This window comes from Streptomyces sp. LN549, assembly GCF_043203805.1.
Classification (GTDB): Bacteria; Actinomycetota; Actinomycetes; order Streptomycetales; family Streptomycetaceae; genus Streptomyces.
In genome coordinates, this window is the sequence record NZ_JAZHRI010000002.1 from 1,129,194 (window position 1) to 1,153,871 (window position 24,678).

The window sequence follows — 24,678 nt, forward strand, 5'->3', positions numbered from 1 at the left end:
CCACCAAGATATGCATATATCTGTCGCTCGAAGCGGTGAACTCTGCCCCGGATGCCCCGTAAGGGCGCCACACTGTCCGCTCGACAGGGAGTGGGAGGGAGGCACCACATGCGGCACGGCCCTGCGGTGCGACGCCGCAAGCTCGGGGAGGAGCTGCGGAGTCTGCGCCATGCGTCGGGACTCACGAGCCGGGACGCGGCTCGTCTGCTCGGCTGGCACCAGTCGAAGGTCAGCCGGATCGAAACCGGTGTGAGCGGAGTGCAGCCCGGCGACGTGACCCGGTTGCTCGACGCGTACGGCACGGACGACCCGAAGTTGCGCGAGGTCCTGGAGGCACTCGCGGGTTCGGCGGGCGGCGGGGGCACGGGGTGGTGGCACGCGTACCGCGGTCTGATCCCGCCGCAGTACCGCGACTTCATCAGCCTGGAGTCGCAGGCGCGCACCGCACGCACGCTGGAGACGTCGGTGGTGCCGGGTCTGCTGCAGACAGCCGACTACGCCCGCGCGGTGACCCGGGCCTCACTCGACGGGCTGCCCACCGGACAGCTGGACTCGCTGGTGGAAGTGCGGTTGGCGCGGCAGGGGGTACTGCGGAGCGATCCGCCACTGAGGCTGAGCGCGGTACTGGACGAGGCAGTACTACGACGGGAGGTCGGCGGTCGCCGGGTCATGCGGGAGCAGCTGCGCCACCTCGGCCGAGTTGCCCGACTTCCGCATGTGCAGCTTCAGTTGCTGCCGTTCTCGGTCGGCGGCTATGTGGGCCTCACCGGACCTTTCGTTATCTTCTCCTTTCCGAACACTTCTGATCTGGATGTGGTCGTTCTCGACCATTTGACGAGTAGCCTCTACCTGGAGCGGAAAGAAGACCTTGAGGCGTACAGCTCGGCCTTCCGCACTCTGCAGGCACACGCGCTGTCGCCGGAGCACTCGCTGGACCTGATCGCCGCGATCGACCGCGACGGTCGGTGACCCCGGACTGCCCGAGGGGGGCGTCATGTCGGATTGCCTCGCACAGCACGCGTTACGGTGGCGGCGCAGCAGCCGCAGCACGGGAATGAACAACTGCGTGGAGGCCGCGCCGTTCGGCAGCCGGAGGCTGGCCGTGCGTGACTCCAAGGACACGTCCAGGCCGCCGCTGCTGTTCTCCGCCGCGGCCTGGACCTCCTTCGTCACCGCCCTGAACGGCGGTTCGGCCGGCTGAGCCGCCGGACGGGCCGGCGCTTCGGGCAAACGGCCCCCGGCGGATCAGCCCGCCGGAGCGGCCCGCCGTACGATCGCCACCGCCTGCGCGATCTGCTCGTCCGTCAGGTCCGCGCGCGCGGTCAGCCGGAGCCGGGAGATGCCGTCCGGTACGGAGGGCGGCCGGAAGCACCCGACCGCCATGCCGGCCGTACGACAGTCCGCCGCCCAGCGGACGGCCGCCTCCGCCGACGGAGCGCGTACGGAGACCACTGCCGCGTCGGGACGCACCGCGGTCAGGCCGGCCGCGGTCAACTGCTCGTACAGCGCGGTGGCGACCGCACGGGCCCGGCCCGCGCGTTCCGGCTCGCGGCGCAGCAGCCGCAGGCTGCCCAGAGCGGCACCGACGGCGGCCGGTGCGAGCCCGGTGTCGAAGATGAACGTACGGGCGGTGTTGACCAGGTGGTCGATCACCCGCGCCGGGCCGAGGACCGCGCCGCCCTGGCTGCCCAGGGACTTGGAGAGGGTGAGCGTGGCGACGATGCCGTCGCTGCCCGCCAGGCCGGCCGCCGCAAGCGCACCGCGGCCGCCGTCCCCGAGCACTCCCAGGCCGTGAGCGTCATCGACGAGCAGCGCGGCGTCCTCCGCGCGGCAGGCGTCGGCCAGTTCGGCCAGCGGTGCGGCGTCGCCGTCGACCGAGAAGACCGAGTCGGTGACCGCCAGCGCCCTGCCCCGGTGCGCGTGCAGGGTCTTGCGCACCGCCTCGGGGTCGGCGTGCGGCACCACAGCCGTCTCGGCGCGCGAGAGCCTGCACCCGTCGACGATCGAGGCGTGATTGCCCGCGTCCGACACGATCAGCGAGCCCCGACCGGTCAGGGCGGTGAGGGCCGCGAGGTTGGCGGCGTAGCCCGAGGACAGCACCAGGGCCGCCTCGAATCCGCAGAAACCGGCCAGTTCGCGTTCGAGCTCCGCGTGCAGCGCGGTGGAACCCGTGACCAGCCGGGAGCCGGTGGCACCGCCGCCCCAGCGGCGCGCCGCGTCGGCCGCCGCAGCGGTCACGTCCGGATGCCGGGTGAGGCCGAGGTAGTCGTTGCTCGCGAGGTCCAGCAGTTCCGGTTCGGCGGGCCGCGGCCGGAGCGTCCGGACGAGTCCGGCGTCCGCGCGGCGGCGCGCCTCCTCGTCGATCCAGTCGAACGGGGCGAAGGACATGGTCGGGTCCCTTTTGTAGGCAGCTCACAGACCCTAACCGGGGGCGCAGCCGGGCATGGTGTGGCAATGCACACACCCTCTGCGGGCTCTGTTGTCCGGTTCCTCCTTGGCTCGGGACGGTGCTGTGCGTCAGGATCATCGCCATGGACCTCCTGAACACGCTGGTGGACAAGGGGCTGCGGCGCGAGCTGCCGACCCGTGAAGAAGCGCTCGCCGTACTGGCGACCCCGGACGATGAACTGCTCGACGTGGTGGCCGCGGCCGGAAAGGTGCGCCGTCAGTGGTTCGGGCGGCGGGTGAAGCTGAACTATCTGGTCAATCTCAAGTCCGGGCTCTGCCCCGAGGACTGCTCGTACTGCTCCCAGCGGCTGGGATCCAAGGCCGAGATCCTGAAGTACACCTGGCTGAAGCCCGACGAGGCGTCGAAGGCGGCGGCTGCGGGAGTGGCCGGTGGCGCCAAGCGCGTCTGCCTGGTCGCCAGCGGCCGGGGACCGACCGACCGGGACGTCGACCGGGTGTCGCAGACCATCGAAGCGATCAAGGAACAGAACGAGGGCGTCGAGGTGTGTGCCTGCCTCGGCCTGCTCTCCGACGGCCAGGCCGACCGGCTTCGGTCGGCGGGCGCCGACGCCTACAACCACAACCTCAACACGTCCGAGGGGACGTACGGGGACATCACCACCACCCACACCTATGCCGACCGGGTCGAGACGGTGCACCAGGCGCAGGCCGCCGGGCTCTCCGCCTGTTCCGGGCTGATCGCAGGCATGGGGGAGAGCGACTCCGACCTGGTCGACGTGGTCTTCGCCCTGCGTGACCTCGACCCGGACTCGGTGCCGGTCAACTTCCTGATCCCGTTCGAGGGGACGCCGCTCGCCAAGGAGTGGAACCTGACGCCGCAGCGTTGTCTGCGCATTCTGGCGATGGTGCGGTTCGTCTGCCCGGACGTGGAGGTTCGGCTGGCGGGCGGGCGCGAGGTGCACCTGCGTTCGATGCAGCCGCTGGCCCTGCATCTCGTCAATTCGATCTTCCTGGGCGACTACCTGACCAGTGAGGGCCAGGCGGGGCAGACCGACCTCGACATGATCGCGGACGCCGGCTTCGAGGTGGAGGGCGCCGGTACGACGACACTGCCCGGACACCGCGTGGACGCGGGTGGCGGCTGCGGTTCGCACGCCGGCGGGTGCGCGCCCTGCGGCGACGGCCCGGAGGCGCAGACCGCTCCCGCGGAAGCCGTCGAAGACCGGGCCGCGCGCACGGATCTGGTGGCGGTCCGCCGTCGCGGCGCGGGTACGGATCTCGCACCCAATGCCTGAGCCGCTCTCCCCTGCCGGGCTGCGGGCCCTGGACCGGGCCCACGTCTGGCATCCGTACGGTCCCATGCCGGGCCGGCAGGAGCCGCTGGTCGTGGAGTCCGCGTCCGGCGTACGGCTCAGACTCGCCGAACCCTCCGAGGGACAGCACGAGTTGGTCGACGGCATGTCGTCGTGGTGGTCGGCCGTGCACGGGTACAACCACCCGGTGCTGAACGAGGCGGCACGAGGGCAGCTGGACCGGATGAGTCATGTGATGTTCGGCGGGCTCACGCACGAGCCCGCCGTACGGCTGGCCGCCAGGCTGGTCGAGATCACCCCGGCGCCGTTGCAGCACGTCTTCCTCGCCGACTCGGGTTCGGTGTCGGTCGAGGTCGCCGTGAAGATGTGCCTCCAGTTCTGGCGCTCGGCCGGACGGCCGGCCAAGCGGCGGCTGCTGACCTGGCGCGGCGGATACCACGGGGACACCTGGCAGCCGATGTCGGTGTGCGACCCCGAGGGTGGCATGCACGAGCTGTGGTCGGGGGCGCTGCCCCGGCAGGTCTTCGCCGACGAGCCGCCGGCGGGCTTCGACGAGGAGCCGGACACCGCGTACACGACGCATCTGCGCGAGCTGATCGCGCACCATGCGGACGAGCTGGCCGCGGTCATCGTGGAACCCGTGGTGCAAGGTGCGGGCGGCATGCGCTTCCACTCGCCCGCGTACCTGCGTGTCCTGCGCGAGGCCTGCGACGCGAACGACGTACTGCTGGTGTTCGACGAGATCGCGACGGGCTTCGGACGTACGGGCAAGCTGTTCGCAGCCGAGCATGCCGGGGTCTCGCCCGATGTGATGTGTGTGGGCAAGGCCCTGACCGGCGGCTATCTGACGATGGCTGCGACGCTGTGCACGACCGCGGTGGCCGAGGGAATCTCGCGCGGCGAGGTTCCGGTACTCGCCCACGGGCCGACGTTCATGGGCAATCCCCTGGCCTCCGCGGTGGCCTGCGCCTCGATCGATCTGCTGCTCGGCCAGGACTGGGAGCAGGAGGTCAAACGGATCGGGACCGGTCTGCGCAACGGCCTGGCCCCGGCCGGGGAGCTGCCAGGGGTCCGCGACGTGCGGGTCCTCGGTGCGATCGGCGTCGTCCAGCTCGATCACGAGGTGGACATGGAGTCCGCGACGCGGGCGGCGGTGCGCGAGGGCGTGTGGCTGCGGCCGTTCCGCGATCTCGTCTACACCATGCCGCCGTACGTCACCGGCGACGACGATGTGGCGCGGATCTGCCGCGCCGTATGTGCTGCGGCTCGGGAGGGCTGAGATGAGCATTCTGGTGGTGACGGGGACGGGCACCGAGATCGGCAAGACGATCGTGACCGCGGCCGTCGCGGCGGCGTCCGCGGGCCGTCGGGTGGCGGTGCTCAAGCCGGCTCAGACGGGCCTGGTGCCGGGTGAGCCGGGTGACGCCGCGGAGGTCGCGCGGCTGGCGGGCAGTCATGTGACGGCGGTCGAACTGGCCCGTTTCCCCGAACCGTTGGCACCTGCGACCGCCGCGCGGCGGGCCGGGATGGCACCGGTCCGTCCGTACGAGGTCGCCGAGGCCGCCGAGAAGCTGGCGACCGAGCACGAACTGGTACTGGTCGAGGGCGCGGGCGGGCTGCTCGTACGGTTCGACGACGACGGCGCGACCCTGGCGGACGCCGCACGGCTGCTGTCGGCGCCGGTCCTGGTGGTGGCGCCTGCCGGGCTCGGCACGCTCAACTCCACTGCGCTGACCTCGGAGGCGCTCCGCGCCCGCGGACTCGACTGCCTCGGGGTGGTGGTCGGCAGCATGCCCGCCGAGCCGGACCTGGCGGAGCGCTGCAATCTGGCGGACCTTCCGGTGGCGGCGGGCGCTCCGCTGCTGGGCGTGGTCCCGGCGGGCGCGGGATCTCTCGCCCCTGCGGACTTCCGTGTCCGCGCCGGGAGTTGGCTGGCCGAGCGGCTGGGCGGGAGCCGGCCGCCGGGCTGAACGGTGCAGGGCACAGGACGGGGTGCTCAGAAGGAGGCAGAATCGAGGTAGCCGAACCTTTCCGGCCGCACGGGGCGGCGGGGCGCCCGCCCGCATCCGGCCCGCGCGGACCGGCCCCGTCGAGGAGGTCCGCCATGCGGTTGCGGAGCACGAAGATCCAGAAGGACGCGGTGCACCACCCCGTCTTCGCCCGCTGCTACGCCCGGCTGAGCGTGGCCGCCGAGTCCGCCGCGGGCCTGGCCGCGGTGCGGGCCGAGCTGCTGTCGGGGCTGTCGGGGCGGGTCATCGAGATCGGGGCGGGGAACGGCCTGAACTTCGGCCACTACCCACCCGCGGTTTCCGAAGTGGTGGCGATCGAACCCGAGCGCACACTGCGGCAGTTGGCGGTACGGTCCGCTCTGCGCGCGGGAATCCCGGTCGACGTGGTGCCGGGTACGGCGGAGGCACTGCCGGTGAAGAGCGAGGCGTTCGACGGAGCCGTCGCCTCGCTCGTGCTGTGCACCGTACGCGATGTGCAGCAATCACTCGCGGAGATCGGGCGTGTCCTGCGGCCGGGGGGTGAGCTGCGCTTCTTCGAGCATGTGCGGGCCGACGGCCGTGCCATGGCAGCCACGCAGCGCGCACTGGACCGGACTGTCTGGCCGCTGTTGGCCGGCGGATGTCACACCTCGCGCGACGCTCTCGCCGCGATCGAAGCGGCCGGCTTCGTGGTGGAGACGTACCGGAAGGTAAACATGCCGGAGGGCGGCATCAGGCTGCCCACGTCCTCGTGTGTGCTCGGCGTGGCACGACGGTCGGCCGTGGTGGACCGGGGGCGGGAGGGACTGCGCTGACGGCCGTGGAGGAATGCGGCTGGTTCCTGCCCGCCGAGCACCGGCGTGGTCACCGCGTCGGTCACAGGCTCCACTGGCGCAGCTCGTCGGCGATGGCCCGGACGTCCGCCTTGCCTTCCTTGACCAGCAGCGCCAGATCGCGCACCTGTTCCGGCGAGGTGATGACCTTGAGCCCGGACGCGACGAGATAGCCGTAGGCGACAGCCGAGGCGAACATCGCGTTGGAGCGCTCCAGCGCGGGCACGTGCAACAGCAGTTGCAGCAGCGCTGCCGCCCTGGAATGCGGGTCGCTATACACCGGGCTGCCGAAGATCTCCGCCTCGTGCCGTGCGACCGCGGCGACCAGTGCACCCCAGTCGGTGACCTGGGGGTCACCGGGTGTCTTGTGCTCGGCGACCATGAGCAGCCAGGAGAGGTGGATCCGGAGGTTCAACGGGTACCTTTGCGCTCCGGGCCGAACTCCTCGGCGAACACCGATTCGTACTGCTTCATGAAGTCGGCGGCGGCCTCGACGAAGGTATGACCGACCTCGCCCGCGTCCTGTTTGACGAGTTCCTCTATGTAGCGGTTCACACTCATCCCCCTCTGGAGCGCGCGCTGCCGCGCGGCCTCGGCGGTGGCCTCGTCCACTCGAACGTTCAGCTGCGTCTTGGGCACTCCCTCACGCTAGCGCGGGATTGCTAGCACCGGCAAGAGGAACGGGACTCGGCAAGGCCCCCGGCGGCCTTCCGGCACCTGCATCCGGGCCGCTCGCAGCCCCGGGCACACCGCCGCCACCTGGCATATCACCGCAGTCGGCCGCCCCGGGCGTGCGGGCGCCGGGACCCGTACCGTCGAAGGATGAGCGACGGATATCGCACCCGGCCGCCCCCTCTTCCGAACAAGTGGTCATAATTCCTGGTCAGGCAGCCGAAGTCAGCGCAGTCGGCCACGTCCTGGCGGCGAATGCCTGCCAACCGACCAGATCTCGCGACGACTCATGGAGTGCACATTGAGTACGACGTTCCGTTCCCGTATCACCGCCCGGCTCGGGCGCACCTACCTGGCCAGGATTCAACGGCACGGAATCGGCACCTCCACGATCAAGCTGCTGCCGGAGGAACTGCTCATGCTCCTGCGCCGCGACGGTCTCGATCCTGTGCGCCGAGTGGCCACGACCCGGGCGAGCGCCCCGGTGTCCAGGGTTTCGCTGCCGTTCGGCATGGACGCATGGGTGGTCACCGGGTACGAGGAGTCGAAGGCCGTACTCGGATCCGCCGAAGGGTTCAGCACGGACTTCGCCCACCTCGCGGGCAACGCCGGGATCGCCGCCGAGCAGAGCCCGGGCGGGCTCGGGTTCAGTGATCCGCCGGTGCACACTCGGCTGCGCCGCATCCTGACCCCGGAGTTCACCATGCGCCGCCTGCGGCGCCTGGCACCCCGGATCGAAGCGATCGTCGAGGAACGCCTGGACGCGATGGAGACCGCTCGCGGCCCTGTCGACCTGGTGCACGAGTTCGCACTGCCCGTCCCCTCCCTCACCATCTGCGAACTGCTGGGTGTGCCGTACGAGGACCGGCACGACTTCCAGCAGCTCGCGATGGACCGATTCGACCTCTTCGGCGGGACGACCGCACCCTTCGGAGCCATGTCCGCGTCGCTGGACTACTTCAGGGAGGTCGTCAGGGCGCAGCGCCGCAAGCCCGGGGACGGGCTGCTCGGCATGATCGTGAGGGAGCACGGGGACAGCGTCGACGACGAGGAGCTCGCGGGTCTCGCCGACGGAGTGCTCACCGGCGGCTTCGAAACGACAGCCAGCACGATCGCGCTCGGCTCGCTGGTCCTGCTGCAGAACGAGGACGTCCTCGACCGGCTGCGCACGGACGACACGATGACCGCGCCGTTCGTCGAGGAGGTGCTGCGGTATCTCTCCGCGGTCCAGATGGCGTTCCCCAGGTTCGCCCGTGAGGACATCGAGATAGCCGGGGTGGTCATTCCGCGCGGCGACATGGTCCTCTGCTCCCTGAGCGGCGCCAACCGCGATCCGTCGTACGTCACGGACGACGGAGGTTTCGACCCGCACCGCACCACCCCGGCCGGCCATCTGGCCTTCGGCCACGGCATTCACCGCTGCATCGGCGCCGAGCTGGCTCGCATGGAACTGCGCGTGGCGTACCCCGCACTGGCCAGGCGATTCCCCGGCATGCGGCTCGCCGTCCCGGCGCAGGATCTCGGCTTCCGGAAGCTGTCGATCGTGTACGGCATCGAGTCGCTCCCGGTGCATCTGCGCTGAGGCACCGGAGCCCACCGCGCACGAGCAGATCCGGAATTCGTTCGCCCATCGGGATGACCCTCTGCTTGGCTCATCCCATGAGTGATCTCCACATCCGCTGCGCCGACCTCGCGGACGTCGACGACGTCTTGGCGTTCTGGCGCGAGGCGGCAGAAGGAACGAGCATCAGTGACGACCGCAACGGGGTGTCCCGGCTGATCGACCGGGACCCGGAGGCCCTGCTCCTCGCGGAGCGGGACGGTCTGCTCGTGGGCACCGTCATAACCGGCTTCGACGGATGGCGCTGCCATGTCTACCGGCTGGCCGTACATCCCGGACTGCGCAGGCAAGGCATCGCCACGGCGTTGCTGGAAGCGGCGGACGCCCGTTTCGCCGCGCTCGGCGGCCGCCGGGCCGACGCCATGGTCCTGGAAGCAAACGAGCGCGCCCACCACGCATGGGCCGCGGCCGGCTACCACCGCGAGGACCACTGGCGGCGCTGGGTGAAGCCGCTCTGAAAGGGGGCGGGGCGGGCCGGGCAAGCCGGATCCGGGGCAGTCGTCAGGGAATCCCGACGACTGCCCGACCTCGCCACTTTGCCGATCCTTTACTATGAATGCTCCCCGTCGATCCATATGAAAGGTGTGAGCGTCCGTCCCATGGGCGAGCCTCCCAGTAGCCGATATCGCCGACATCGCGCGATCCTCGTGTCCCTGCCCGATCATGGGACGGAGGTGAACCGATGACCGAAGTGCTCCTGCTGCTCGTGGCGGTACTGCTCTCCCTCGCCTGCGGCGCCTTCGTCGCGGCGGAGTTCTCCCTGACCACGGTCGAACGCGGCCAGCTCGAACGGGCTGTGGAGCGGGAGGAACGCGGTGCCGCGAGTGCCATGAAGGCGGTACGCAGCCTCACCTTCCAGCTCTCCGGCGCCCAGCTGGGCATCACCGTCACCAACCTGGTCGTCGGCATGCTCTCCGAGTCGTCCATCGCGAAACTGATCCGTGGCCCGGTCGAGGCCGTCGGGCTGTCGCCCAGCGTGTCGTCGTCCGTGGCCCTGGTCATCGGCACCGCCCTGTCCACCGTGTTCCTCATGGTGGTCGGCGAGCTCGTCCCGAAGAACTGGGCCATCTCCTCGCCGCTCAACGTGGCCAAGACGGTGGCCACCCCGCAGCGGGCCTTCACTGCTCTCTTCCGGCCCTTCATCAGCCACCTCAACAACACGGCCAACCACATCGTGCGCCGCTTCGGCCTCGAACCGGCCGAGGAGCTGGCAACCGCCCGCAGTCCGCAGGAGCTGGTGGCGCTTGCCCGGCACTCCGCCAAGGCAGGTGCCCTGGAGGCGGACACCGCGGAGCTCTTCGTACGCACCCTCAATCTGGCGGAGCTGACCGCGGAGAACGTGATGACTCCCCGGGTTCAGGTCACCGCGCTGGACGTGCAGGCGACAGCGGAGGACGTCGCCAACGCCACGCGCGCCACCGGGCTTTCCCGGTTCCCTGTGTACCGGGGCAGCCTCGACACCGTCGTAGGCGTCGCCCACATCAAGGACGTACTGGCCATCCCCGCCGAGCAGCGTCCGCGCAAGCGGGTCTCGGACATGCTGCGCGAGCCGCTGCTCGTGCCGGAGACCCTGACCGTGGACCGGCTGCTGGACCGGCTCTCCGGCAAGCTCGCGATGGCGGTCGTCATCGACGAGTACGGCGGCACGGCGGGCGTCGTGACGCTGGAGGACATCGTCGAGGAGGTCGTCGGCGAGGTGCGGGACGAGCACGACCCGCACGAGACCCCCGACCTCGCACCGGCCGGCGAGGACGCCGACGGACGCACGCTGTGGTCGGCCGACGGCGCGGCCCGCACCGACCAGCTGGAGACGATCGGACTGAGAGTGCCGGACGGACCGTACGAGACCCTTGCCGGACTGATCGCGACCGAGGTGGGCCGCATCCCTGCCGTGGGTGACTCGATCGAGCTGGCCGGCTGGCGCCTCGACGTCGTGGACGCCTCCGGGCGCCGCGCCGCCCGGGCGCTGCTGCACGCGCCGCTGCCCGGTTCCGACGATGCGCCGGAGGACGGGCGATGACCGCCGTACAGCTCTTCATCGGCCTGCTGACCCTGGTCGTGAACGCCTTCTTCGTCGGTGCGGAGTTCGCTCTCATCTCCGTGCGACGCAGCCAGATCGAACCGCAGGCCGAGAACGGGAACCGGCGGGCGCGCAGCGTCATCTGGGGCCTCGAACACGTCTCGGCGCTGCTCGCTGCGGCGCAACTGGGCATCACGCTGTGCACCCTGGTCCTCGGCATCGTCGCCGAACCCGCCATCGCGCACCTGCTGGAGCCCGTCTTCGACGCCGTGGGGGTCCCGCACGGGCTGGTCCATCCGATCTCGTTCGTGATCGCGCTGTCGGTGGCGACCTACCTCCACATGCTGCTCGGCGAGATGGTGCCGAAGAACATCGCACTGGCCGAGCCCGTGAAGACCGCACTGCTGCTCGGGCCGCCGCTGGTGACGCTGGCCCGGGCGCTGCGTCCGGTGATCTTCGCGATCAACGCCTTCGCCAACGCGCTGCTGAAGTTGTTGCGGGTGGAGACGAAGGACGAGGTGTCGGCCACGTTCTCGGACGACGAGCTGGCCCGGCTCGTCAAGGACGCGGGCGACGCCGGACTGGTCGACGACCGCGCCGCCGAGCGACTGCACCATGCGCTGGAGCTGGGGCGCAGGCCGGTGCGAGATGTGGTGCTGCCGGTGGACCAGGTGATGTACACGAGGGTCGGGACGACGCCCGAGGAACTGGAGCGGCTCTCGTCCGAGACCGGATTCTCGCGCTTCCCGGTGATGGACAGCGAACAGCGGATCCTGGGCTACCTCCATGTGAAGGACGCCCTCGACGTCACCCCCCGCGACATGCCGTTCCCGGTGACCGCGATGCGGCCGATCGCCCGGGTCCGGGCGGCCACACCGCTCGACGACGTACTGACCGCACTCCGGCGCAGCCGTACGCATCTGGCGGCCGTCCTCGACGAGGACGACCGGCTGGCCGGCATGGTGACGATGGAAGACGTCCTCCGTGAGCTGGTGGGCCGGCCTCAGCCGCGCTGATCCCGTCCGCGCCGATCACGGCCCCAGCCCGGTCCCGCACCCCTCCTGGAGTGCGGGACCGAAGTCGGTCAGAAGGCGGCGGACGGGGCTCCCGCCGCCTTCGGGGGGCCGGGCCCCGCCGCGATACGATCGCAGAGCCATGGAAATAAATGCCGAATACACCAGTCTCGTCGCGGTAGGCGATTCGTTCACCGAGGGCATGTCGGACCTGATGCCCGATGGTTCGTACCGGGGCTGGGCCGACGCTCTCGCCACCCGGCTGGCCACCCGCACCACGGGATTCCGGTATGCCAATCTCGCCGTGCGCGGAAAGCTCATAGGCCAGATCGTGGACGAGCAGGTGGACGTGGCTGCGGCCATGCAGGCGGACGTGGTGACGCTGGTGGGCGGTCTCAACGACACCCTGCGGCCCAAGTGCGACATGGGCATGGTCCGCGGTCGCCTGGAAGAGGCCGTGGAACGTCTGGCGCCCTCGTGCAAGAAGCTGGTCCTGATGCGCAGCCCTGGTCGCAACGGACCGGTGATGGAACGGTTCCGACCGCGGATGGAGGAGCTGTTCTCCCTGGTCGACGACCTTGCCGCCCGGCACGGCGCGGAGGTCGCCGACCTGTACGGGGCACCGGTACTGGGCGACCCCAGGATGTGGGACGTGGACCGGCTGCACCTGACCGCCGAGGGCCATCGCCGGGTGGCGGAGGCCATCTGGCAGACGTTGGGGCTGCCACCGGAGAACGACTGGCAGACGCTGTTGCCCGTCGCGGCCCCGCCGCGCTGGTCCGCCCGGCGCGTCGACGACGTGCGCTTTGCCCGTCGGCACCTGTTCCCCTGGATAGGACGGCGTCTGACCGGACGCTCGTCGGGAGACGGCCGTACGGGAGCACAGTTCAGCGCCGATCTGGGACGGGCCTTCTGGGTCACGCCCGTGGACGACAAGGCCCCGGGCCCCGTCGCCACGTGGCGACGGGTGGACGCCGGCGAGTAGCCGGCCCGAAGGTGACGGATGCGGGCCGGGCCACCTGCGTCCACGTCCGTGCGCTCCCCCGCACGCGCTCACTCGCTCACGCAGTCACGCAGTCACGCAGTCGTAGCAACGCACAAAGCGGGGGGCGGCGCCGACCTGCACAAACCGCCAGTAGAATCTGGACACGTGACTGCTGTGTCTGCGAAGCCTCGCATCCCCAATGTCCTGGCCGGCCGCTACGCCTCTACGGAGCTGGCTGTCCTCTGGTCCCCCGAGCAGAAGGTGAAGCTGGAACGTCAGCTGTGGCTGGCGGTGCTGCGCGCCCAGAAGGACCTCGGGATCGAGGTACCCGACGCGGCCCTCGCCGATTACGAGCGCGTCCTCGACCAGGTCGACCTGGCCTCGATCGCCGAGCGCGAGAAGGTGACCCGGCACGACGTCAAGGCCCGCATCGAGGAGTTCAACGCCCTCGCCGGTCACGAGCAGGTCCACAAGGGAATGACCTCGCGCGACCTGACCGAGAATGTCGAGCAGCTCCAGATCCGGCTGTCGCTGGAACTGATGCGCGACCGCACGGTGGCGGTCCTGGCCCGGCTCGGCAAGCTCGCCGGTGAGTACCGCGAACTGGTCATCGCCGGCCGGTCCCACAATGTCGCCGCGCAGGCCACGACCCTCGGCAAGCGCTTCGCCACCGCTGCGGACGAGCTGCTGGTGGCCTACGGACGGCTTGAGGACCTGCTGGGCCGCTACCCGCTCCGCGGGATCAAGGGGCCCGTCGGCACGGCCCAGGACATGCTCGACCTGCTGGGCGGGGACGCCGGGAAGCTCGCCGACCTGGAGCAGCGCATCGCCGGACACCTCGGCTTCGCGCAGGCCTTCACTTCGGTCGGCCAGGTCTACCCGCGCTCGCTCGACTACGACGTGGTGACCGCCCTGGTGCAGCTGGCCGCGGCCCCTTCCTCGGTGGCGAAGACCATCCGGCTGATGGCCGGCCACGAGCTGGTGACCGAGGGATTCAAGCCGGGCCAGGTCGGCTCGTCCGCCATGCCTCACAAGATGAACACCCGCTCCTGCGAGCGTGTCAACGGCCTGATGGTCATCCTGCGGGGTTACGCGTCGATGACCGGTGAGCTGGCGGGCGACCAGTGGAACGAGGGCGATGTGTCCTGCTCCGTGGTCCGCCGGGTGGCACTGCCCGACGCGTTCTTCGCGTTCGACGGTCTGGTGGAGACCTTCCTGACGGTGCTCGACGAATTCGGTGCGTTCCCCGCCGTCGTCGCCCGCGAGCTGGACCGCTACCTGCCCTTCCTCGCCACGACCAAGGTACTGATGGGCGCAGTTCGCGCCGGTGTCGGCCGTGAGGTAGCCCACGAGGCCATCAAGGAGAACGCGGTCGCGTCCGCTCTCGCCATGCGGGAGCAGGGCACGGAGCGCAACGAACTGCTGGACAAGCTGGCGGCGGACGAGCGCATCCCGCTCGACCGTGCGCAGCTGGACGAACTCATGGCAGACAAGCTCTCCTTCACGGGCGCTGCGGGCGATCAGGTCACCGCACTCGTCGGCCGGATCGAGGAGATCACCAAGCAGCACCCGGAGGCCGCCGCTTACACGCCGGGCTCGATCCTCTGATGCACCGGACCTCAGGCCGGTGACACCGGAACAGCTCCTGGCCGCCCGTGACCGCATTGTTCCCGATGTGGTCGCGGGCGGCCTGCGCGTACTGTTCTGCGGAATCAACCCGAGCTTGATGACAGGTGCCACGGGCCATCACTTCGCCTTTCCCGGCAATCGTTTCTGGCCGGTGCTCCATCTGTCGGGATTCACCCCGCGGCAGCTGAAGCCCTGCGAGCAGTCCGATCTGCTCCGCTACGGACTGGGCATCACCAATGTGGTCGCCAGAGCAACGGCCCGGGCCGACGAACTGTCTGCTGAGGAATTCCGCGCAGGGGGCCGACTCCTCACGTCGAAGGTCGAGGAACTGCGGCCTCAATGGCTGGCCGTCGTCGGGATCACTGCCTACCGAACGGCATTCGGCGAGCGACAGGCCCGCATCGGGCCGCAGGACCGGCGGATCGGCGGGGCCCGCGTCTGGGCGCTGCCCAACCCCAGTGGCCTGAACGCCCACTGGACCATCAGCTCCATGGCCGACGAGTACGGACGTCTCCGGTCAGCCGTCGACTCGGACACCACGGCCCCCACCCCTGAGGCCTGACGGCAGAACAGGTCCCTCGGCCGCGCTCATTCCCGTTCCTGGATGGAGCCAGCCGCCGCCCCGGCACCGCCCCTGGCGGTCGGAGCGGGCGATTCAACAGGGTGGACCGCGCCTCACGTTCCGGCTACGTCCCCACATGCCCGGAGCAGCCCACGCATGCCCCTTCACTGCCCCGCCGCCCCGCGAAAGAGCTCACGGAGGATCGATCTCGGTCACCACCACGCCGAGCTCGCACCCGAGGCCCTCCTCCTGCAGATACAGCGCCAGGGCGATCCACCGAGTCTCGATGCGCCAGAGCCGGAGATACTCGCACCCCGCAACGGTTTCGGCCCATGGGTCGGGTATCTCCTCACCTGACGTCATTCGCTCCTGGGCACTCCACAGGCTGATCAGCTGCGGCTCACCCCAGCGTGCGCCAAGCACGGTGATCAGCGCCTCGTGCTCCGCAAGACACTGTGCGCGGTGCTCCAGCCGCCTCGCCTCGTCATCGTCCCAGTGATCGTCGTCGGCGTGCAGGGACGCCGTGTGGTAGCCGGGCCCGCTGACTCCCGAACCCGATCGGATGCGATCCGGGGGAAAATCTCGGGTGCGCATCCCGTCGATGAGGCGGAGGTGATGTGCGGTGGTCATGCCGTCAGTAAACCGTCCGCCACTGACAACGGGAGCCTCTCCGTACACTTTGAGAGGTTTTCAGCCGTCCTTCGGCTATCGCCACCGCCACGACCACTGCCCCTGCCACTGCCTCCCGGTTCCCGGTTCAATCGGACTTCCCCATCCCCGACATGCACGTGATCGGCTGGCCGAGCCCACGAGGTGCTGAACGCAGAAGCTCATGGGCTGCTGGGCTCCCCTACGGACGCATCCGTCCGAGGGGGAACTCATCCACGCCACTTGTGTACTCCAGCCGTAAACGTGACCCGTCACAGGGGAAGTCGGTGACCACGGGCAGGTAGCCAGGGTCGTTTTACGGCTGGAAGTACTCCGACATCAGGCTGCTGACCCATTCAGGCTGTTTGATGTTCACTGCACAGAACTCCGCCATCGTCGGCTTCAGGTCAATGACCGGGGTGCCGGAGACCGCGTCGAGGCCCACCACCGTCAGTTCCCGGCCGTGAATGGATTCGACGGCGCAGCACGTTACGCCGATGCGGTTCGGTCTGCGGGGACCACGGCCGGCGAAGACACCAACGGGCGGGAGGTCGGAGCGGCCACGGTAGGGGCGGGGTTCACTGTAGTCATCGCTTTCCGGGAACTGGTCGAAGATGAAGAGGACCTCCACGTGGGAGAAACCCTCCAATCCCTGGAGACACGCATCACCGAAGCGCTCGTCGACGGTGATCGTGCTGCGGACGGCTCCCCAGTTGTCCGTGTGCTGGACGTCCGTCCGGTCGTTCCGGACTGTACCTATCGGCGTGACCTCGAAGCTTGGCATGGAAGGGTTCTACCTCCTTGGGCGGCGTCGCGCCCAGACGAGAATGGCTGCCGGACGGTGGGCGGCCTGACCGGCGATGGAGAGTCCGTCGCATTCTGTAACCGAGCCATGCACTGCCAGTACGCCTCGGTGTCGAGGTCGGGCGAGCGCCCGCATCAACGGCTCGGTCCGACCACACATCACATCAATGGCCTCGGCAGACATGTTCGTTCAACTGCCCAAGCATCCTGAGAGCGCCGTCCTACGCATCCCGGCGTCGCAGCGCCCACCATCCGACCAGCAAGGACGCCCCGGCCCACGCCCCCGTGACGCCCAGCCCCGTCCAGGGCCCCAGGCTGCTCTCCGAATGCTGGTGCAGCACCAACTGCCCGGCCCGGTCGGGCAGATAGTCAGCCACACCGCCTGCGATGTCGCCGACGACGAACGAAACAATCAGGATGAAGGGGATGAGCAGGCTGAGCACAGCAACCGCGCTGCGGAACAGGACAGTCAGCCCAGCGGCGAAGAGAGTCATCAGGGCGAGATATATGCCGCAGCCGAAAGCGGCCCTCAGAACGCCGGGCTCGCCCAGCCCGATGGCGTACTCCCCCATGAACGACTGCCCGACCAGAAACGAACTGAAGCTCGTGACAAGGCCTACGGCTAGAGCTGTTCCCCCGATGAGTGACATCTTGACTGTGTAGAAGAGGGTGCGGCGCGGAACCGCAGCGAGCGACATGCGCAGCGCGCCGTTGACGTACTCGGACGAGATCGCTGTCGCTCCGAAGCTTATGGCCGCGATCTGACCGAAGTTCAGCGCGTAGAAGGCGCCGAACACGAGGTCGGCATCCGTGTTGTCCGCCTCGGCCTGGCCGACGGTGGCGAAGCTGAGGACCGTGACGACCATGGTGGCGAGGAACACGGCCGTCAGGGATCCGGCGACCGAGCGAACCGATCTGATCTTGATCCACTCGGAGCGCAGGACTGCGATGGTCGACATGGTCAGGCCTCCTGTCGTGTGGTGGGCGTGGAATCGGCGGACTCGAACTCCGCTGCGCCGGCTGTGAGATCCAGATACGCCTGTTCCAGCGTGGCCTGCTCGTCCACGAGCTGGAGAACCGGAAGGCCTTCCGTGGCAGCGAGCGCCCCGACCTCGTCCGCTCGCGCCCCTTCGACGGTCCAGCACCCGTCCTCACCCTGCTGGGCCCGGTACCCCTTCCGTTTCAAGACCTCACCGAGCCGGGGAGATTCAGTCGTGTGCACCCGCACTCGTACGCGGGGCCGGCTCCGGGAGTCGAGGAACTCCTGCATCGGGAGGTCGGCAAGGAGGCGTCCTCGCCCGAGGACGATCAGATGGTCGGCGAACGACGACGTCTCGTTCATCAGATGGCTGGAGACCCATACGGTGCGGCCCTCTCGCGCCAGCCGCTTCATCAGCTCCCGGATCCAGATGATGCCTTCCGGATCCAGCCCGTTCGACGGCTCGTCGAACATGACCACTTCGGGATCACCGAGCAGTGCCGCCGCTATGCCGAGGCGCTGGCGCATACCGAGGGAGAACGTCTTGATCCGCCGGCCCCCGACGCGGCCGAGCCCGGCCTCCTCCAGTACTTCCTCGACTCTTGCCCCGCTGAGACCGTTGCTCGTGGCCAGCGCGAGCAGGTGGTTGCGCGCCGTCCGCGAGCCGTGGGCGGCCTGCGCGTCGAGCAGTACCCCGACATGGTGAAGCGGATCATCCAGAGCCGCGTAGTTCTGCCCGCCGATCGTGGCGGTTCCGCCGGTAGGCCGGTCGAGGCCGAGGACCAGTCGCATGGTGGTGGACTTGCCCGCTCCGTTCGGTCCGAGGAAGCCGGTGACCCGGCCGGGCCGCACACTGAACGTGAGACGGTCCACGGCGCGGGTAGCACCGTAATCCTTGGTGAGCTCGTTGACGTCGATACTGGTCATGTCCTCAGCCTGGCCGCCGTGCCGGGCAGCGGTCCTCCCCCACCGGTGTGGATCATCTCCCTCGCTCGGGGGAGCCGTCGGGTCGAGCGCGCTGGCACGATGACAGCATGTTCAGCTTCCTCCGCCCGTTGACCGCGCCGGTCACCTACACCCGGTGGCTACATCTGCTCCTGCCCGGCGCCGCAGTCAGTGTCTGGCTGTTCATCTCGACGGACACGCCCTGGGTGCCGGTCGTCCTCGCGGCCCTGGTGGGGCTGATCCCCGGCACGCGCCTCGCCGAGGGGATCCAGGCGCAGTTGCTGCTCACGCCCGAGGAGCGGGGCGATCCCGAGGCGACCATTTCAGTGGCTCCCTCCACGTCGTGGTCCGAGCGGTGGCGGACCGCGCTCTGGCTGGAAGTGCGGCTGGTGTGTGCCGGGCTGGCCGGCATGGCGACGGTGTGGCTGTCGGCGACGGCGGTTGATCTCGTCCGCTCCGCGGTCGGTTCGGAGCCGAGCGCCGAATGGTTCGCCGCCGGGCTGGGCACGCACTGGTGGGCCGCGCTCCTCGCTCCGGTTCCCCTGGTGATGCTGCTCGCCGTGGTCGTGAGCTGCGGGGAGCTGATCACCGTTGCAGCCCGGTGGCTTCTCGGACCCACTCCGAAACAGCGCATGACCGCGTTGGAGGAGCGTACGGAGCAGCTGCTCGAGCGCAACCGGATCGCGCGCGAGCTGCACGATTCGATCGGGCACGCTCTGACGGTCGCCGTCGTTCAGGCGGGTGCGGCCCGGGCGGCGCACGACCCGGCGTTCACCGAGCGGGCGCTGGCGGCGATCGAGGAGACGGGCCGTGATGCGCTCGACGACTTGGAACGGGTACTGAGAGTGCTGCGCGAATCGGGCACGCCGCCGGGGCAGCGCCCGTCACTGAGCGAGGCGGATCGCCTGCTGGACTCCGCACGTGGTTCCGGAGCCGAGGTCGATGCGGATGTTTCCGGTCCGTTGGAACAGGTGCCGGCGTCCGTGTCCCGTGAGGGGTACCGCATCCTCCAGGAGGCCCTCACCAACGTCCTGCGCCATTCCGGATCGGTTGCGGTCCGCGTCCGCATCACCGTCGCCGACGGCCGACTTGAGCTGGAGGTGACAAATCCGCTCACGGGATCGACCGCTACTTCTGGGGGCGGAAGCGGGCTGAGAGGCATCAGGGAACGAGCCGCTCTGCTGGGCGGCAGCGCCAAGACCGGACCGTACAAGGGGGGATGGATGGTGCACGCGAGCCTTCCTCTGCACCGCATACGCTGACCAGCGCACCGCACACCATGAGCAGCGCACCACATACTCTGAGCGAATGCCGGTTACCGTTCTTCTGGTCGACGACGAGCCCCTGGTCCGTGCGGGACTGCGCGCGGTCCTGGAAGCCCAGCCCGACATCGAGGTGGTGGGGGAGGCGGGTGACGGCGCCGCGGTGATCCCGCTTGTGCGTCAACTGCGTCCTGATGTGGTGGCCATGGACGTGCGAATGCCGCTGATGGACGGCATCGAGGCGACTCGGGTGGTGCTGCGCACGGTGCCTGACCCACCGAAGATCCTGGTGGTGACGACGTTCGAGAACGATGAGTACGTCTACGAAGCACTGCGCGCGGGCGCGGACGGCTTTCTCCTCAAGCGGGCCCGGCCGGCCGAGATCGTGCACGCAGTGCGTCTGGTGGCAGAAGGCGAGTCCCTGCTGTTCCCGGCCGCGGTCCGTCAGCTCGCCGCCGAGTACGGCACGAGCGCGGCGCGGGAGGCCATGGAGCGGGCCTCGCTCACAGAGCGTGAAGCCGCCGTGCTGCGCCTGATGGCCGGTGGCCTGTCCAATGCCGAGATCGCCGCCCGGCTCGTAGTGGGCGTCGAAACGGTGAAGACCCATGTCAGTGCAGTGCTGGCGAAGTTGGGGGCGCGAGACCGCACCCAGGCGGTCATCGCCGCCTACGAGTCCGGATTCGTCGCTCCGAGCTGATATCGGGTGTTCCCGGGCGGCCTTGCCACCCAAGGTCCGGCGACTTGGCGCCCACGCTCGCCCAGTCCCTGAGCAGCGAGTACGATCCGCCTGACATGCGCACGAGCTGGGAGGACACACCGTGGGCCGGCTGACCGGTGGGGACCCGTCGTTGCTGCGTCGGATCAATTCTGCGGTGGTTCTGCATGCCCTCCGGGGCGCAGAATCCCCGACCCTCACGGACCTGACCCGGATCACGGGTCTGTCCCGGCCCACGGTCGAAGGCGTAGTGGAGGGACTGTTCGAGGCCGGGCTGGTCGTCGAGTCGGCGCCTGACGGTGCCGAGGCGCGACGTCAGGGACGTCCGGCCCGCCGGTTCCGGTTCCGGGCCGAGGCGGGGCACCTGCTGGGCATCGAGATCGGCCCGCACCGGGTCTCGGCGTTGCTGTCGGGGCTGGACGGCCGGATCATCGGCGCCGGCTCCCGTGAGGTTTCGGAGGCCGCCTGCGCGGACGACCGCCTCGACAAGGTGCGGGCCGTGGTCGCCGACGTCCTTCGGCGCACCGGTGTGGCCCGCAGCAGTCTGCGCGCGGTCGGCGTGGGCAGCCCCGGCATCGTGGAGGCCGACGGCACCGTCCGGCTGGGCACCGCTCTTCCGGACTGGACGGGGCTGGCGCTCGGTGAGCGCCTGAGGCGCTCGTTCCGCTGCCCCGTTCTCGTGGAGAACGATGCGAATGCGGCGGCCGTCGCAGAGCACTGGAAGGGCGCGGCCACGGAGTCCGACGACATCGTGTTCGTGCTGGCGGGTCTGAGCCCCGGGGCGGGCTCCCTGATCGGCGGCCGGCTGCACCGCGGTTTCGGCGGGGCGGCCGGCGAGATCGGTGCGCTGCATCTCCTGGGCCGTGACGTCACACCGGAGAGACTGCTGTCGACGACGGACACTCCCCTGGACCCGCTGGACGAGCATGCGGTCGCCGCGGTGTTCGCCAAGGCCCGGCACGGCGACGAGCAGGCGCAGGCCGCCGTCGAGCGGTTCATTCAGCGGCTGGTCCATGACGTGGCGGCGCTGGTCCTGGCGCTCGATCCGGAGCTGGTGGTCATCGGCGGCTGGGCGGCCGGGCTGGACGGGGTGCTGGATCCGCTCCGCAGTGAGCTGGCTCGGTACTGCCTGCGGCCCCCTCGGGTGACGCTTTCGCTGCTCGGCGAGGCCGCCGTGGCCACGGGCGCGCTGCGTCTGGCGCTCGACCATGTCGAGGAGCAGCTCTTCGCTGTGGAGGGAACGGTGACGGCCCGCCGCTGAGTGCGACGGGCCGTACGGTGCACGCCCGGGCGGGCGGCCATTCGGTCAGGATGCCTGGCGGGTCTGATCGTGGTGGCTGATCTCCAGGTCGCCCGAGTCGCCGAAGGTGAGCCGGCAGGTGTCGGCCCGGTACGTGGCGACGGAAACGGCTGCTGTCCCGCCGACCGCGAGGTAGCGGGTCGTCACGACGAGGACGGGAGCGCCGGGGAGCCGGTCGAGTTCCTTGGCGTCGTCCGCACGCGCCGAGCCGAGCTCTACGGAACGGTCCTGTCCGTCAAGGCCGAGCCGGTGCAGTTCACGTACGACACTGCGGGCCCTGGCGGGACCGGACGCGCTGTCTATCGCGGAGAGATCCGGAACGGAGGCCGCCGGTACGTACAGCAGCTCCGCCGCGACCGCCTGGCCGTGGGTGAGCCGGATCCTGCGCACGATGTGGACGGCCTCGTCACCCGCCACGTCGAGCATGCCGGCCACGGCGGCCGGTGCGGCGGCTGTCCGGCAGTCGACCGACTGCCACGCCTCGCCCGCACCGCCTCCGGTCCAGTCGTGCTGAGCGGTGGAGACGGCGACGCCCACGCGCGGCGGGGCGACCGTGGTGCCCACTCCGCGGCGGCGCTGCAGCCTGCCTTCGAGTTCGAGTTGCTCCAGGGCCTGCCGGAGCGTGGCCCGGGCGACGCCGAACCGGGCGGCGAGCTCGCGCTCATTGGGGAGGATCTCCCCCACCGCAAAGTCCGAGTCGAGTGCCTCACTGAGCACGGTCTTGAGGTGCCAGTACTTCGGCTCCTGTACCGATTCCAGCTGCGTGGTCCCCACCCTGTCCTCCGCAATCGCCCAGCGGCTTTTCCGCGACGTTATTTATTAAAGGTTCCTGTCTTAACGTTGAGACCATAGGACGGCGCACCCCCTTGGTCAAGACCAATCCTCGGGCCGGAGGCGTGTGAACCGGCGATCCGCCGTGCAGCGTTCACAGGACGTTCGCGCAAGGACGGCCGTACCCAGCACAAAGCCCCACGTCCGAGCAGGTCCGTGGGGCTTCGGCAGGCGGCCGGGCGGCTTCGCGGTACGAGCAGTCGAGAGGCGCTTCCGAGGAAATGGCCAAACGGCTCCGGTCGCCTACTCTCCGGCGAAAGTGGTGAGTTTGTCAGGATTGCGGATGATATATACGCACTGAATGACTCCGTCCCGCACCTCCACCTGGACCACGGAATCCGGCTTGCCGCCGGAGAGCACCAGGACCGCCGGACCGCCGTTCAGTTCCAGGAAGCGAATCGACAGGTCGGGGATCTGCCCGTGAGCGACGGCGAAGAGGAACCGGCCGACCTTGTCCGCGCTCCGCAGGATCCGCAGGGGCGCCTTCGACTTTCCTCCACTGTCGCCGACGAGCCGCGCGTCCGGTGCGAGCAGTGTGAGCAGCGCGGCGATGTCACCGCCGGCGGCCGCGGCCAGAAAGCGTTCCGTGAGGTCACGGCGTTGAGCGGGATCGACCTCGTAGCGCGGCTTGCGCTCCTCCACGTGCTGACGGGCGCGCCCGGCGAGCTGACGCACGGCCGCTTCGGTCCTGTCGAGCGTCGCGGCGATCTCCGCATAGGGAAAGCCGAAGGCCTCGCGCAGGACGAAGACGGCGCGCTCCAGCGGGGACAGTGACTCGAGGACGACAAGGACGGCGACGGACACGGAGTCGGCGAGCACGGCCTGCTCCGCCGTGTCGGGCACGGTTGGCCCGAAGTCGGTGACCAGGGGTTCCGGCAGCCACGGTCCGACGTACGCCTCGCGACGCGTACCGAGCTGACGCAAGCGGTCGATGGCGAGGCGGGTGACGATCCTGACGAGGAAGGCGCGTGGTTCGCGCACGTCCTCCCGCGAAGCGGCCGACCATCGAAGCCAGGCCTCCTGGACCACGTCCTCGGCGTCGGCGATCCGGGCGAGCATGCGGTAGGCGACCCCGATGAGTACGGGCCGGTGCTCTTCGAAGACGTCGGTCACGGTTTCGGTTGTCACCTGCTCATACCAGCCGACCCGCAGCACCGTGTCCAGTTCCCCGGCCTCGCCCCCTTGAACTACAAGCTACCTGGCGGTAATTGTTGTTGACGGAATGTCTAAGCCGCTTGCGGGCACGGTCTCTCCGTGTCGCCTCACCCGGGAGCACCTTCATGGCCACCACGGTCTCGTTCACCGTCGAGTCACCCCGCGGACGACCACGGACCGTCTCCGTCGCCTACGAACGGTCGGGTTCCGGGGAGCCGCTGCTGTTGCTCCACGGCATCGGCCACCACCGTCAGGCCTGGGACCCGGTGATCCCGGTGCTGGCCGTGGAACGGGATGTCATCGCGATAGACCTGCCGGGTTTCGGTGCCTCCCCCGGGCTGCCCGACGACCTCCCGTACGACCTGACCACCGTGGCACCGCTGCTCGGGACATTCTGCGAGGCGATCGACGTGGACCGCCCCCACGTGGCGGGGAACTCACTCGGCGGCCTGCTGGCGCTGGAGCTCGGGCGCGAGAAGCTCGCACGCTCGGTGACCGCGCTCTCGCCCGCCGGGTTCTGGACGGACCGCGAGCGCCGGTACGCGTTCGGAACGCTCCGCGCCATGCGGCTGGCCGCGGAGTCGATGCCCCTGCCCCTCATCGAGCGGCTGTCCCGCTCCGCGGCCGGCCGCACCGTCCTGACCAGCACCATCTACGCCCGGCCCGGTCGGCGTTCACCGGAGGCCGCCGTGTCCGAGACCCTGGCCCTGCGCCAGGCGACCGGCTTCCACCGGACGCTGGCCGCCGGACGCGACGTCCTGTTCACCGACGACGTGCCGGGCCTGCCGGTGACCATCGCCTGGGGCGGCCACGACCGGCTGCTCCTGCGGCGCCAGGGCATCCGGGCCAAGCGCACCGTCCCCGGCGCCCGCCTGGTCCGGCTGCCCGGCTGCGGCCACGTCCCGATGAACGACGACCCCGCTCTGGTGGCGCGGGTGATTCTCGACACCAGCCGCTGAGTCCACCGCCCACTCACGGCCACGCCGGTGCAGGA

Annotated in this window: 26 protein-coding genes; 17 read left to right on the forward strand and 9 right to left on the reverse strand. The window is 69.7% G+C overall.

The window, feature by feature from the left end; translation table 11 throughout:
• Positions 1-108: 108 nt before the first annotated feature.
• Positions 109-969, forward strand: a complete 861-nt coding sequence (locus tag SH922_RS04980) for a helix-turn-helix domain-containing protein (protein WP_393055080.1) — start codon at positions 109-111, stop codon at positions 967-969.
• 25 nt (positions 970-994) lie between these two features.
• A complete protein-coding gene (locus tag SH922_RS04985; protein ID WP_393055082.1) occupies positions 995-1,201 on the forward strand; it encodes a DUF397 domain-containing protein in 207 nt (68 codons plus the stop codon).
• A 44-nt stretch (positions 1,202-1,245) separates the two neighbouring features.
• Here SH922_RS04985 and SH922_RS04990 read toward each other — a convergent pair whose 3' ends face one another.
• Positions 1,246-2,388: an 8-amino-7-oxononanoate synthase gene (locus SH922_RS04990; RefSeq protein WP_393055084.1), complete on the reverse strand. Its 1,143-nt coding sequence runs from the start codon at positions 2,386-2,388 to the stop codon at positions 1,246-1,248.
• Between the two features lie 143 nt (positions 2,389-2,531).
• Here SH922_RS04990 and bioB point away from each other — a divergent pair, with 143 nt between their 5' ends.
• From bioB to SH922_RS05010, 4 genes are all read left to right on the forward strand, one after another.
• Complete coding sequence (gene bioB, locus SH922_RS04995) at positions 2,532-3,704, forward strand: biotin synthase BioB (RefSeq protein WP_393055086.1); 1,173 nt, start codon at positions 2,532-2,534, stop codon at positions 3,702-3,704.
• The gene (locus SH922_RS05000; protein ID WP_393055088.1) at positions 3,697-5,001 is read left to right on the forward strand and encodes an adenosylmethionine--8-amino-7-oxononanoate transaminase; all 1,305 of its coding nucleotides are present in this window, start codon (positions 3,697-3,699) and stop codon (positions 4,999-5,001) included. The genes bioB and SH922_RS05000 overlap by 8 nt, the downstream gene beginning before the upstream one ends.
• 1 nt (position 5,002) lies before the next feature.
• Positions 5,003-5,692: a dethiobiotin synthase gene (bioD, locus tag SH922_RS05005; RefSeq protein WP_393055090.1), complete on the forward strand. Its 690-nt coding sequence runs from the start codon at positions 5,003-5,005 to the stop codon at positions 5,690-5,692.
• Between the two features lie 134 nt (positions 5,693-5,826).
• Positions 5,827-6,525, forward strand: coding sequence for a class I SAM-dependent methyltransferase (locus SH922_RS05010; RefSeq protein ID WP_393055092.1), 699 nt, complete (start codon positions 5,827-5,829; stop codon positions 6,523-6,525).
• Positions 6,526-6,586: 61 nt separating this feature from the next.
• Here SH922_RS05010 and SH922_RS05015 read toward each other — a convergent pair whose 3' ends face one another.
• Together SH922_RS05015 and SH922_RS05020 are read right to left on the reverse strand one after the other, a co-directional pair.
• The gene (locus SH922_RS05015) at positions 6,587-6,958 is read right to left on the reverse strand and encodes a fic family toxin-antitoxin system, toxin component (protein WP_145767569.1); all 372 of its coding nucleotides are present in this window, start codon (positions 6,956-6,958) and stop codon (positions 6,587-6,589) included.
• On the reverse strand, positions 6,955-7,182 hold the full coding sequence (locus SH922_RS05020; protein ID WP_030921856.1) for a hypothetical protein: 228 nt from the start codon (positions 7,180-7,182) through the stop codon (positions 6,955-6,957). The genes SH922_RS05015 and SH922_RS05020 overlap by 4 nt, the downstream gene beginning before the upstream one ends.
• A gap of 334 nt (positions 7,183-7,516) precedes the next feature.
• Here SH922_RS05020 and SH922_RS05025 point away from each other — a divergent pair, with 334 nt between their 5' ends.
• The 7 genes from SH922_RS05025 to mug all read left to right on the forward strand — a co-directional run bounded on the left by SH922_RS05025 (position 7,517) and on the right by mug (position 15,045).
• Positions 7,517-8,797, forward strand: coding sequence for a cytochrome P450 (locus SH922_RS05025; protein ID WP_393055094.1), 1,281 nt, complete (start codon positions 7,517-7,519; stop codon positions 8,795-8,797).
• Between the two features lie 77 nt (positions 8,798-8,874).
• Entirely contained in the window at positions 8,875-9,294 is a 420-nt protein-coding gene (locus tag SH922_RS05030) for a GNAT family N-acetyltransferase (RefSeq protein WP_393055096.1), read from the forward strand.
• A gap of 224 nt (positions 9,295-9,518) precedes the next feature.
• Positions 9,519-10,856 (forward strand): hemolysin family protein, encoded by a 1,338-nt coding sequence (locus SH922_RS05035; protein ID WP_393055098.1) that lies wholly within the window; start codon positions 9,519-9,521, stop codon positions 10,854-10,856.
• Positions 10,853-11,872, forward strand: a complete 1,020-nt coding sequence (locus SH922_RS05040; RefSeq protein WP_393055100.1) for a hemolysin family protein — start codon at positions 10,853-10,855, stop codon at positions 11,870-11,872. Before SH922_RS05035 ends, SH922_RS05040 begins: the two co-directional genes overlap by 4 nt.
• 139 nt (positions 11,873-12,011) lie before the next feature.
• Positions 12,012-12,854 carry an SGNH/GDSL hydrolase family protein gene (locus tag SH922_RS05045; protein ID WP_393055102.1) on the forward strand — a complete coding sequence of 281 codons (843 nt, stop codon included), beginning with the start codon at positions 12,012-12,014 and terminating at the stop codon, positions 12,852-12,854.
• Positions 12,855-13,019: 165 nt separating this feature from the next.
• The gene (gene purB, locus SH922_RS05050) at positions 13,020-14,462 is read left to right on the forward strand and encodes an adenylosuccinate lyase (RefSeq protein WP_393055104.1); all 1,443 of its coding nucleotides are present in this window, start codon (positions 13,020-13,022) and stop codon (positions 14,460-14,462) included.
• 19 nt (positions 14,463-14,481) lie between these two features.
• Entirely contained in the window at positions 14,482-15,045 is a 564-nt protein-coding gene (gene mug / locus SH922_RS05055; RefSeq protein ID WP_393055106.1) for a G/U mismatch-specific DNA glycosylase, read from the forward strand.
• Positions 15,046-15,237: 192 nt separating this feature from the next.
• Here the strand turns inward: mug and SH922_RS05060 are convergent, their stop codons facing one another.
• The 4 genes from SH922_RS05060 to SH922_RS05075 form a co-directional block, all read right to left on the reverse strand.
• On the reverse strand, positions 15,238-15,675 hold the full coding sequence (locus SH922_RS05060) for a hypothetical protein (RefSeq protein WP_393055108.1): 438 nt from the start codon (positions 15,673-15,675) through the stop codon (positions 15,238-15,240).
• Positions 15,676-16,009: 334 nt separating this feature from the next.
• Positions 16,010-16,477, reverse strand: a complete 468-nt coding sequence (locus tag SH922_RS05065; protein ID WP_393055110.1) for an SAM-dependent methyltransferase — start codon at positions 16,475-16,477, stop codon at positions 16,010-16,012.
• A 241-nt stretch (positions 16,478-16,718) separates the two neighbouring features.
• Positions 16,719-17,462, reverse strand: a complete 744-nt coding sequence (locus SH922_RS05070; protein ID WP_393063468.1) for an ABC transporter permease — start codon at positions 17,460-17,462, stop codon at positions 16,719-16,721.
• Complete coding sequence (locus SH922_RS05075) at positions 17,459-18,403, reverse strand: ABC transporter ATP-binding protein (RefSeq protein WP_393055112.1); 945 nt, start codon at positions 18,401-18,403, stop codon at positions 17,459-17,461. Before SH922_RS05075 ends, SH922_RS05070 begins: the two co-directional genes overlap by 4 nt.
• A gap of 107 nt (positions 18,404-18,510) precedes the next feature.
• Here SH922_RS05075 and SH922_RS05080 point away from each other — a divergent pair, with 107 nt between their 5' ends.
• The 3 genes from SH922_RS05080 to SH922_RS05090 all read left to right on the forward strand — a co-directional run bounded on the left by SH922_RS05080 (position 18,511) and on the right by SH922_RS05090 (position 21,659).
• Positions 18,511-19,683, forward strand: a complete 1,173-nt coding sequence (locus tag SH922_RS05080) for a sensor histidine kinase (RefSeq protein WP_393055114.1) — start codon at positions 18,511-18,513, stop codon at positions 19,681-19,683.
• A 46-nt stretch (positions 19,684-19,729) separates the two neighbouring features.
• Positions 19,730-20,380, forward strand: coding sequence for a response regulator (locus SH922_RS05085; RefSeq protein ID WP_393055116.1), 651 nt, complete (start codon positions 19,730-19,732; stop codon positions 20,378-20,380).
• A gap of 121 nt (positions 20,381-20,501) precedes the next feature.
• Positions 20,502-21,659, forward strand: coding sequence for an ROK family transcriptional regulator (locus SH922_RS05090; RefSeq protein ID WP_393055118.1), 1,158 nt, complete (start codon positions 20,502-20,504; stop codon positions 21,657-21,659).
• Between the two features lie 45 nt (positions 21,660-21,704).
• On the opposite strand, the gene SH922_RS05095 is transcribed toward SH922_RS05090, so the two are convergent.
• Positions 21,705-22,472: a GntR family transcriptional regulator gene (locus tag SH922_RS05095; RefSeq protein WP_393055120.1), complete on the reverse strand. Its 768-nt coding sequence runs from the start codon at positions 22,470-22,472 to the stop codon at positions 21,705-21,707.
• Positions 22,473-22,772: 300 nt separating this feature from the next.
• Complete coding sequence (locus tag SH922_RS05100) at positions 22,773-23,657, reverse strand: RNA polymerase sigma-70 factor (RefSeq protein WP_393055122.1); 885 nt, start codon at positions 23,655-23,657, stop codon at positions 22,773-22,775.
• Between the two features lie 152 nt (positions 23,658-23,809).
• Between SH922_RS05100 and SH922_RS05105 the strand changes: the two genes are divergently transcribed.
• Positions 23,810-24,643 carry an alpha/beta fold hydrolase gene (locus tag SH922_RS05105; protein ID WP_393055124.1) on the forward strand — a complete coding sequence of 278 codons (834 nt, stop codon included), beginning with the start codon at positions 23,810-23,812 and terminating at the stop codon, positions 24,641-24,643.
• Positions 24,644-24,678: the final 35 nt, after the last annotated feature.